The 10,145-nt window shown below is 68.5% G+C and carries 8 protein-coding genes; all 8 read right to left on the reverse strand.

Going from position 1 to position 10,145, the window contains the following annotated elements:
• The coding region (locus AB1609_08040) for a cyclic 2,3-diphosphoglycerate synthase (protein ID MEW6046417.1) at window positions 1-1,266 on the reverse strand (1,266 nt) is incomplete at its 3' end.
• Window positions 1,267-1,320: 54 nt separating this feature from the next.
• Window positions 1,321-2,298, reverse strand: a complete 978-nt coding sequence (gene argF / locus AB1609_08045) for an ornithine carbamoyltransferase (GenBank protein ID MEW6046418.1) — start codon at window positions 2,296-2,298, stop codon at window positions 1,321-1,323.
• A gap of 149 nt (window positions 2,299-2,447) precedes the next feature.
• Window positions 2,448-3,350, reverse strand: coding sequence for a prolipoprotein diacylglyceryl transferase (gene lgt, locus AB1609_08050; GenBank protein ID MEW6046419.1), 903 nt, complete (start codon window positions 3,348-3,350; stop codon window positions 2,448-2,450).
• A complete protein-coding gene (gene lon, locus AB1609_08055) occupies window positions 3,332-5,830 on the reverse strand; it encodes an endopeptidase La (GenBank protein ID MEW6046420.1) in 2,499 nt (832 codons plus the stop codon). The genes lgt and lon overlap by 19 nt, the downstream gene beginning before the upstream one ends.
• 71 nt (window positions 5,831-5,901) lie before the next feature.
• A complete protein-coding gene (lonB, locus tag AB1609_08060; GenBank protein ID MEW6046421.1) occupies window positions 5,902-7,572 on the reverse strand; it encodes an ATP-dependent protease LonB in 1,671 nt (556 codons plus the stop codon).
• 191 nt (window positions 7,573-7,763) lie between these two features.
• Entirely contained in the window at window positions 7,764-9,044 is a 1,281-nt protein-coding gene (gene clpX, locus AB1609_08065; GenBank protein ID MEW6046422.1) for an ATP-dependent Clp protease ATP-binding subunit ClpX, read from the reverse strand.
• A 56-nt stretch (window positions 9,045-9,100) separates the two neighbouring features.
• Entirely contained in the window at window positions 9,101-9,709 is a 609-nt protein-coding gene (gene clpP, locus AB1609_08070; GenBank protein ID MEW6046423.1) for an ATP-dependent Clp endopeptidase proteolytic subunit ClpP, read from the reverse strand.
• Between the two features lie 39 nt (window positions 9,710-9,748).
• Window positions 9,749-10,145, reverse strand: a 397-nt coding sequence (locus tag AB1609_08075) for a hypothetical protein (GenBank protein MEW6046424.1), incomplete at its 5' end; no start/stop codon positions are given.

Genomic DNA, 10,145 nt, shown 5'->3' on the forward strand with positions numbered 1-10,145 from the left:
ATCGGCCAGCGTGGGGCGCGTGCGCTCCTTGAGGTCGTAGCGCACCCGCACGGCCGGCTTCTCCAGCGCGATGATCCGTCGCAGGTCGATAGGCGTTCCGATGACCACCACATCCACGGGGGTTGCCCGGATCGTCTCCTCCAGTTCCCGGACCTGATCTTCTCCGTACCCCATGGCGGGCAGGATGTCCTGCAGGTGCGGGTAGCGGGCGAACGCTTCCCGGATCGACCCCACCGCGTAAGGCCGGGGATCCACCAGTAAGGCGCCATGGCGGCGAGCTGCGATAGCGCCCGCCCCGTAGCGCATCTCGCCGTGGGTCAGGGTGGGGCCGTCCTCGATGACCAGCGCCCGCCGCCCCGCCAGCAGGTCCGGCCGGTCGACGGTGATGGGGGACTCCGCCTCCACCACCACGGCCTCCGGGTTGAGCGCCCGGATGCTCCTGCGTACCGCTTCGACGGCCTCGGGCGGGGCGGTGTCCACTTTGTTGATGACCGCCACGTGGGCCATGCGAGCGTTGGTCTCGCCGGGGTGGTAGGTGCGCTCGTGGTCGGCCCGGTGGGGGTCCAGCACCACGATGTGCAGGTCTGGCCGGTAGAAGGGGAAGTCGTTGTTGCCCCCGTCCCACACGACGACGTCCGCCTCGGCCTGCGCCCGGTCCAGGATCGCGCCGTAATCGACCCCGGCGTACACCACGCTGCCGCGATCGATGTGCGGCTCGTACTCCTCCCGTTCCTCGATGGTGCAGTGGTAACGCTCGAGATCCTCGTAGGAGGCGAAGCGCTGCACCGCCTGCTCCTCGAGCCGACCGTACGGCATCGGGTGGCGCACCACCGCCACCCGCACCCTCTGCTCTCTCAGCACCCCGACCACGCGCCGGGTCGTCTGGCTCTTGCCGGCTCCGGTGCGCACCGCTGTCACCGCCACGACGGGTACCCGAGCCTTGAGCATGGTGGAGGCCGGGCCCATCAACCGGAAGTCTGCCCCCGCGGCCAGCACCGTGGAAGCACGGTTCATCACGTACGTGTGCGGAACGTCGCTGTACGCGAAGACCACCTCGTCGGCGTGCAGTTCCCGGATGAGCCGTGAAAGCTCTCGCTCGGGATAGATGGGGATGCCCTGCGGGTAGCGCGGCCCTGCGAGGCTGGGCGGGTAGATGCGCCCCTCGATGTTCGGAATCTGGGCGGCCGTGAAAGCCACCACTTCGTAGTCGGGATTGTGCCGGAAGAAGACGTTGAAGTTGTGGAAATCCCGTCCCGCCGCCCCCATGATGATGACCCGCGTTGGCCTGGTACCCACCTTGGCCTCTCCCCTTCCGTGTTGTCAAGCTTGCGCCCCGAGGAGCAGCATCAGGATGGCCTTCTGCGCGTACAGGCGGTTTTCGGCCTCGTCCCACACCACCGAGTGCGGCCCATCGATGACCTCGTCGGTGATCTCCTCGCCCCGGTGGGCCGGCAGGCAGTGCATGACGATGACGCCTGGCGACGCCTCGGAAACCAGGCGGGCGTTGATCTGGTAAGCCGCCAGGTCCCGTACCCGCCGGTCGTGTTCGGCCTCCTGCCCCATGCTGGCCCAGACGTCCGTGTAGATGACGTCCGCGCCCCGCACGGCCTGGTGCGGGTCCTCGGTCAGCTCGACGCTCCCGCCGGAAGCCGCCGCGTCGGCCCTCGCGGCGCTGACGGACTCCGCGTCAAGCTGGTAGCCGGGCGGGCTTGCCACTACGACGTGGAGCCCAAGCCTTGCCCCGCCCAACATGAGCGAGCGCGCGACGTTGTTGCCGTCGCCCACGTAGGCGAGCCGCACGCCCGCCAGCCTTCCGGTGCGCTCCTGGATGGTCATGAAGTCCGCCAGGGCCTGCGCCGGGTGCAGGTGGTCCGTCAGGCCGTTGATGACGGGGATGGTCGCCGCCCGGGCCAGGTCCACCACGTCCTGGTGCGCGTACGTGCGGACCATGATGGCGTCCACGTAGCGGGAGAGCACCCTTCCCGTGTCCTCGATGGTCTCCCCGCGCCGCAACTGCAGCTCCTGGGCGCTCAGGAACAGGGCGTGGCCGCCGAGCTGGTACATGGCCACCTCGAAGGAGACCCGCGTCCGGGTCGAGGGTTTGTGGAAGATCATGGCAAGCGTGCGCCCCGCCAGGGGTGAGATGCGTATCCCCGCCCGCTGCCAGGCCTTCAGCAGGTGAGCCAGGTCCAGCATGCGCAGGAGCTCTGCCCGGGAGAAGTCCCGCAGGCACAGAAGGTCCCGGCCCACAAGCCCGCGGGCCGTCTGGTCTTCCAGCAAGCGTTTGAGTTCGCCCATCCGAGAAAGCGAGACCTCCATGACTCTGTACGAACCTCCCATCCCGGCGGCCGATCACCGCTCCTTGCTTTAAGGTGCCTGCCGGCCAGTGTATTCAGCGCTGAATAAACGGGCGCGCGCAGCCCTGTTGCGCCACTGGCAGGCCTCCCCTATTCTACCACGACTCTGGCTCGCTGCCTCGCCGCGTACCGCCAAGCCGCCCCGGCCGCCGCGGCGCCCAGGCTCACCCACTGGGCGAGGGTGAGCCCCAGGGCCAGCGGCTCGCCGATCCGCCAGAACTCCACCAGGAAGCGGCCGGCCGAGTAGATGATCAGGTACAGCGCCGCCACCTCGCCGCTTCTGCGCTCACGGCGGCGCCGGTATGCGACGAGCGCGGCCACGCCCAGCGCGTTCCACACCGACTCGTACAGGAAGGCCGGGTGAAAGTACGCCGCCCCTGCCCACCCCGGCGGCCGCAGTTCCGGCGGGACGTAGAACCCCCAGGGCCGCGACGTCGGGTAGCCGACCACCTCATGGTTGAAGAAATTACCCCACCGGCCGATGGCTTGCCCCAGCAGGACGGACGGCGCCGCCAGATCCGCCAGGGCCGCGGCCGAGACACGCCGCCGGCGGCTGAACACGAGAATGGCAAACCCCACTCCCGCCAGCACTCCGTGGATGGAAAGGCCGCCCATCCACGTGCGGAAGATGTCGCCGGGGTGCTCGGCGAAGTAGTCGAGGTTCTGGATCACGAACCCGGCGCGGGCGCCGGCCAGGCCCAGCGGGATCCCCAGGGCGGCGGCGTCGAGCAACTCGTCGACCGAAAGCCCGATGCGGGCACGCTCGGGCTGTGCCAGCATCCACCCGGGTATGAACGAGAAGGCAATCAGGATGCCGTACCAGTGAACGGCCACCGGCCCCACCCTGAACGCCACGGCGTCCAGGGGGCGCCGCCCTGTCCATACGTCTGCGAGCCATGCGAGCGCCGGCGGGCCGGCGACCACCGCCAGCACCACCAGCGCTGCGAGCCCTACGGCCCAGGCCCGCGCCGGCCTCAAGCAGGTTCGGGCCAAACTTCGTCGCCGCCCACGTCACCCGGCTCACCGTCGCCCCCGGCGTCCGGGGCGAGGGGCTCGCCGGCGCAGCCTGACCGCGCTGCAAGCGCCTCGGGGGCCAGCGGGCTTTGCGTCGCCGGCCCGGAGAGCGCAAGCTCCAGCACCTGATCCATGTGGGCCACCGGGTGAATCTCCAACTGCCGGCGGACCGGAGCAGGGACCTCTTCCAGGTCGCGCAGGTTGTCCGAGGGAACGATCAGGTGGTGGATGCCGTAACGGTGCGCAGCCAGTACCTTCTCCTTGAGGCCTCCCACGGCGAGCACGCGCCCTCGCAGCGTGATCTCGCCGGTCATCGCCAGGTCCCGCCGCACGGGCCGGCCCGACAGAGCCGAGACCAGCGCCACGGCCATCGTGATGCCGGCCGACGGCCCGTCCTTGGGAATGGCCCCTTCGGGCACGTGCACGTGGATGTCAAGGCGCTCGTAAAACGAAGGGTCTATCCCGAGCTGGCTCGCTCGCGAGCGCACGTAGCTGTAAGAGGCCTGGGCCGACTCGCGCATCACGTCGCCGAGCTTGCCCGTCAGCCACAGCTTGCCGCGGCCCGGCACCACAGCTACCTCGATGGCCAGAAGATCCCCGCCAAACTCCGTGTACGCAAGCCCGAGGGCGAGCCCCACCCGGTCCTCTCCCTCGGTGGGGCTGTCGTGGTAACGGGGCGGGCCAAGCCACCGGTCAAGCGCCCCGGCGGTCACCCTCACCCGCGACTCCGGGTCGCGCACAACCCGCCGGGCCGTCTTGCGGCAGATGGTGGCAAGCTGGCGTTCCAGCTCCCGGACGCCCGCCTCCCGGGTGTACTGGCGCACGATGGCCGCGATGGCCCCCGGCGCCACCGTGAGCTGCTTGGCCTCCAGCCCGTGCGCCTGCCGCTGCCGGGGAACCAGGTGTCGCACGGCGATCTGCACCTTCTCGTAATCCGCGTAGCCGGGGATGGTGATGACTTCCATGCGGTCCCGCAGCGGCCGCGGAATGGCCTGCAGCACGTTTCCCGTCGTGATGAACAGCACGTCCGACAGGTCGAACGGCACTTCCAGGTAGTGGTCGGCAAAGGCGTGGTTCTGCTCGGGATCGAGCACCTCCAGCAGGGCCGCCGACGGATCGCCCCGGAAGTCGTAGCTCATCTTGTCGACCTCGTCGAGCAGCATGACCGGGTTGCGGTAATCGGCCTGCCGGATGGCCTGGATGATCTTTCCCGGCATGGCGCCCACGTAGGTGCGGCGGTGCCCGCGGATCTCCGCCTCGTCTCGCACACCGCCCAGGCTGATGCGCACGAAGGTGCGCTCAAGAGCCCGCGCCACCGACTTGGCCAGTGACGTCTTGCCCACGCCTGGCGGCCCCACGAGGCACAGGATCGGCCCCTTCAGCCGGTCCCGGGCGAGCTGCCGGACAGCGAGGAACTCCAGGACCCGTTCCTTGACCTGTTCGAGGCCGTAGTGGTCTTCGTTGAGGATGCGCTCCGCAACGTCCAGGTCGAGCCGATCGGTGGTCTTCTTGTTCCACGGAAGCCCAAGGAGCCAATCCAGGTAGGTGCGCACCACCACGGCCTCAGCCGCCATGGGCGGCATCTTCTCGAGTCGGCTCAGTTCGTGGTCGGCCTTCTCCCGCACCTGGTCCGGGAGGGCAGCCTCCCGGATACGGCGGCGGAACTCCTCCGCTTCCGACTCTCGCTCGCCGTCGTCCTCGCGCTCGCCAAGTTCCCGCTGCAGCGAGCGCATTTGCTGGCGTAGCAACTGTTCCCTCTGGCCTCGGTCGGGGTCGCGCCGGGCACGGCTGGCAAGGCGGTGCTGGGTGGCCAGCACCTCGGCCTCCCGGTGCAGGAGCGCCAGCAGCCTCTCCAGGCGGTCAAGCCTGCCGGCCACTTCCAGCAGCATCTGCTTTTCCTCGAACGGGAGCGGAAGCTGGGCGGCTATCGTGTCACACAGCCGGCCCGGATCGGAAACGGCCGCGATCGTGCTGACGAAGTCCGCAGGGGGTTGCCCGCTCAGGCGGGCGTACTCGTCCAGGGCGGCCAGCACGCTCCGGATCAGGGCCTCCCGCCGCAGCTGCGATCTGCCGGCCGCGACAGGCCGCTCAGACTCCCTCTCCTCGATGGGGGCCGCCTGCACCCGCAGCGCCGGCTCGACACCCACAAACCCCGTGATCCGGGCCCGGAACAGCCCCTCCACCAGGACGCGCGTCTTACCCTCCGGCAACCGCAGCAGCTGCCTGACCTGGGCGACGGTGCCCACGTCGTGGATGTCGGCGGGAGTGGGCTCCAACACGTGCGGGTCCTTCTGGGCGGACAGCAGGATCAGGGGGCGGTCCCGCACTGCTGCCTCGTCGACCGCTGCCACCGAGCGCGGCCGCCCCACCTCCAGGGGAGCGGCCATGTAAGGGAAGATGACCATCCCGCGAAGCGCCAGCAGCGGAAGTTCCAGCAGCGGTTCGTCGCCGGGCGCCAACACCCCCACCTCCCCGCCCGCACTAGAAACGGCCGCCTGCCCGCGGGGCGAAGGGAGCGGCCGCCCCCATCTTACCCCGCGCCCGCCGGGGCCGTCAAAGCCCCGTCGTGCTGCGGTACGCCGGCGGGCAGGGCCGTTCGCTCGATGATTTGTCGCAGGTGATCGACGGGCACCACCTCGATGTCCTGGTAGTCCCTGAAGATGGCGAGGTAGTTTTCGCGGGGAACCAGCACCGTCCGGATGCCTGCCCTGCGGGCTGCTTCCACCTTGGGCACGATCCCCCCGACCGGCCGCAAGAACCCTCGCACCGAAAGCTCCCCGGTCACCGCGACGGCTGTCTTGACGGCCTGCCGGGTCACGGCCGAATAGAGCGCCAGGGCCATGGCCGCGCCCGCCGACGGCCCGTCTACGGGCGAACCGCCCGGGAAGTTAATGTGGACGTCATGATCCCGCACCGGCACGCCGAACTCGTGCTCCAGCACCGTCACCAGCACCTCGACCGAGCTTTTGGCCAGGCTCTTGCGGCGCATGGTACGGCCCGGGCCGCCCAGTTCCTCCTCCTCGGTGACGCCGGTGACGGTGAGCCTTCCGGCCCCTCGCCGGGCCGCCGGGGCGGCCGTGGCCTCGATCTCGATGACCATGCCTGCGTTCGGCCCCCATACGGCAAGCCCGTAGACCAGCCCCACCTCGGGGCTGGGCCGGATCTCGACGTGAGGCCGGGGCGAGTACTGGCCGTTGTTCACCACCCACTCCAGGTCGCCGCCCGTGATGCGGGAGCGCCGCTCGGAGAAGACGACGCCTGCCGCCACCTGCACCATGTTGACGGCCTCGCGGCCGTTGGTGGCGTAGCGCTTGATCACCTCGACCGCCGCGTCGTCGATGGGAAGGTCCACCTTCCGGGCAGCGTTGCGGGCAATGCGTGCGATGTCTTCCGGGGTGAGCGGCTTGAAGAACACCTCCAGGCAGCGGGAGCGGATGGCCGCCGAGATCTCCTCGGGCAGGCGGGTCGTGGCGCCCACCAGCCGGAAGTCGGCGGGCAGGCCGTTCTGGAACATGTCGTGGATGTGGGGCGGGATATTGCTGTCCTCGCTGGAGTAGTAGGCGCTCTCAAAGAAGACCTTCCGATCCTCGAGCACCTTCAGCAGGCGGTTGAGCTGGATGGGGTGCAGCTCACCCACCTCGTCGATGAACAGGATCCCGCCGTGCGCCTTCGTCACGGCCCCCGGCTTGGGCTGGGGAATCCCGGCGACGCCCATCGGCCCCGCGCCCTGGTAGATGGGGTCGTGCACCGAGCCCAGGAGCGGGTCGGCGATCCCCCGGTCGTCGAACCGGGAGGCCGTGGCGTCCACCTCGATGAAGCGGGCCTCGGCCTTGAAGGGGGAGAGAGGGTTCTTCTTGGCCTCCTCCAGCACGAGCCGCGCCGCCGCCGTCTTGCCCACGCCGGGCGGGCCGTAGATGATGACGTGCTGCGGGTTCGGGCCACACAGCGCCGCCCGCAGCGCCCGGATGCCCTCCTCCTGGCCCACGATCTCGTCGAAGTGGCTCGGCCGGGTCTTCTCGGAGAGGGGCTCGGTGAGCGAGACGGATCGCAGCCGGCGCAGCTTCTCGGTCTCCTTGCGAGACTCCCGCTCGATGGCCGAGCGGTTGACCTGCTGGGCGCGCAGCAAGTTGAAGAAGTACAGCCCGATGACGGCTGCGAAGAAGAGGTTGAACAGCGCAAAGAGGGCCATCAGGTCGGCCATTGCCATCCTCCGCGGCCGGCGCCGGCGCAGCGGCCAGCGCTTCCAGCCGGTGGCTAGTATGCCGCGGAGCGGAAGCATTCAAACGTCTTTGGGCTGGCTCTCTTGAGGCGGGGTACACTCGGGGTGGACCGACCGACGGTCAGTCGGTCCACCCTGGGGGCCGGGTGCGTACCTTCAGGCGGGTGAGCGGATCAGGCGGATTCCTCACGCTTGCGCGCCGCTCGGGCGGCCGCCGCCGGCCGGTCGACCCGGATGAGCCGGGGCGGCTCCCGGCCCTCCACCACGTCCGCCGTGACGGTGCACTTCTTCACGTCACCGACCGACGGCACCTCGAACATCACGTCCAGCATGATCTCCTCGATGATGGAGCGAAGCCCCCTGGCGCCGCTCTTGCGTTCCATGGCCTTGCGGGCGATGGCGCGGACGGCACCGTCGGTAAACTCCAGTTCGACGCCGTCCATCTCCAGGAGCTTGCGGTACTGCTTCACCAGGGCGTTCTTGGGTTCGAGCAGGATCCGCACCATGTCCTCTTCGGTGAGCGCATCCAGCGCCACCACGATGGGCAGGCGCCCGACGAACTCGGGGATCATGCCGAACTTCAGCAGGTCCTCCGGCATCACCTGGCGCAGGATCTCGCCGATCTGGCGCTCCTCCTTGCGGGTGATCGTGGCGCCGAACCCCATCGTCTTTTGCCGGATGCGGTTTTCGATGATCTTGTCCAGGGTCTCGAAGGCGCCCCCGCAGATGAAGAGGATGTTGGTGGTGTCGATCTGGATGAACTCCTGGTGCGGGTGCTTGCGCCCCCCCTGCGGCGGCACGCTGGCGATGGTGCCCTCCAGGATCTTCAAGAGCGCCTGCTGGACGCCTTCGCCCGAGACGTCGCGGGTGATGGAGGGGTTTTCCGACTTGCGGGCGATCTTGTCAACCTCGTCGATGTAAATGATGCCCCGTTCGGCCCGCTCCACGTCGTAGTCGGCGTTCTGGATGAGCCGCAGCAGGATGTTTTCGACGTCCTCGCCGACGTAGCCGGCTTCGGTCAGCGACGTGGCGTCCGCGATGGCAAACGGCACGTTGAGGATCCGCGCCAGCGTCTGGGCGAGCAGGGTCTTGCCGGATCCCGTGGGGCCCAGGAGCAGGATGTTGCTCTTCTGGAGCTCCACGTCGTCGACCCGCAACCCTGAGTTGATGCGCTTGTAGTGGTTGTAGACGGCGACCGAGAGCACCTTTTTGGCGTGCTCCTGGCCGATGACGTACTGGTCGAGGATGGCCTTGATCTCGGAGGGCTTCGGCAGCGCGCCGAACTGTGCATCCACGTCTTCCAGAGACTGGTCTTCCATGATCTCGTTGCACAGTTCGACGCACTCGTCGCAGATGTACACGCCGGGGCCTGCGATGAGCTTCTTGACCTGATCCTGGGACTTGCCGCAAAACGAGCACTTCAGTTGGGCCTTTTCGTCGCTGAACTTAAACATGCGCCCCTCTACTCCTCCGCGCCCATCTTCGCAGGCCCCGCGCCCGCCGGCTCTTCTTAGCGCTTGGGCGAGCGGCCGGCCGGTTCATGCAGGATCTCGTCGATGAGGCCGTATTCTTTAGCCTCTTCCGCGGACATGTAGTAGTTGCGGTCCGTGTCCTTCTCGATTCGCTCCATCGGCTGCCCGGTATGCTTGCTCAGAATCTCGTTTCCGATACGCTTCAAGCGCAGGATCTCCCGGGCTTCGATCTCGATGTCGGTGGCCTGGCCGCGTGCCCCGCCCATCGGCTGGTGAATCATGATACGCGAGTACGGCAGGGCGTAGCGCTTGCCCTTGGCACCGGCCGCCAGCAGCATCGCCGCCATGCTCGCGGCCATGCCGATGCAGATGGTGGAAACCTTGCCCACGTACTGCATGGTGTCGTAGATGGCGAGGCCCGAGTAGACCACTCCACCGGGGCTGTTGATGTAAAGGGAGATGTCCTTCTCGGGGTCCTCCGACTGCAGGAAGAGCATTTGAGCGATGACCAGGTTGGCCACGTAGTCGTCGATGGGCCCCCCGATGAAGATGATCCGCTCCTTTAGCAGGCGGGAGTAAATGTCGTACGCCCGCTCGCCCCGCGCCGTCTGCTCCACCACAATCGGTACAAGCTGGCTCCGGGTCATGGTGTGCCTACCCTCCCTGTACTGTTCCTTACCCTTTGGTTACTCTCCGGCCGGCTGCTGCACCGGCTGCCGCGCCGGCTGCTCCACCCGAACGGCGGCCTGGAGCTCCGCCACCTCGTCCTCCCCGAGCCCCTCCGTCACCCGCTCCGCGACGTCGGCCTGCTCGACCAGCCAGTCCACCGCCCGGTTTCGGCGCAGGGAGATCCGCACCGACTCCCGCAGGTCTTCCTGCAGCGCGGCCATGCGCTCCTTCTCGTCCCGCCGGCGCCGCTCGCCGACCGGTCCGGCCTCGCCGCCCTGGCGGTAGGCCGCCATCATCTGTTCGACCTCCCGCTCCACCTCGTCCGGGTCGGCCTCGATCTTCTCCTGTGCGGCCACGGCGTCCAGCACCATCTCCTCGACGAGCTGCCGGCGGGCCTCCGGCTCCATGCTCTGC

The sequence above is a fragment of the Bacillota bacterium genome (genome assembly GCA_040754675.1).
Taxonomy (GTDB): domain Bacteria; phylum Bacillota; class Limnochordia; order Limnochordales; family Geochordaceae; genus Geochorda.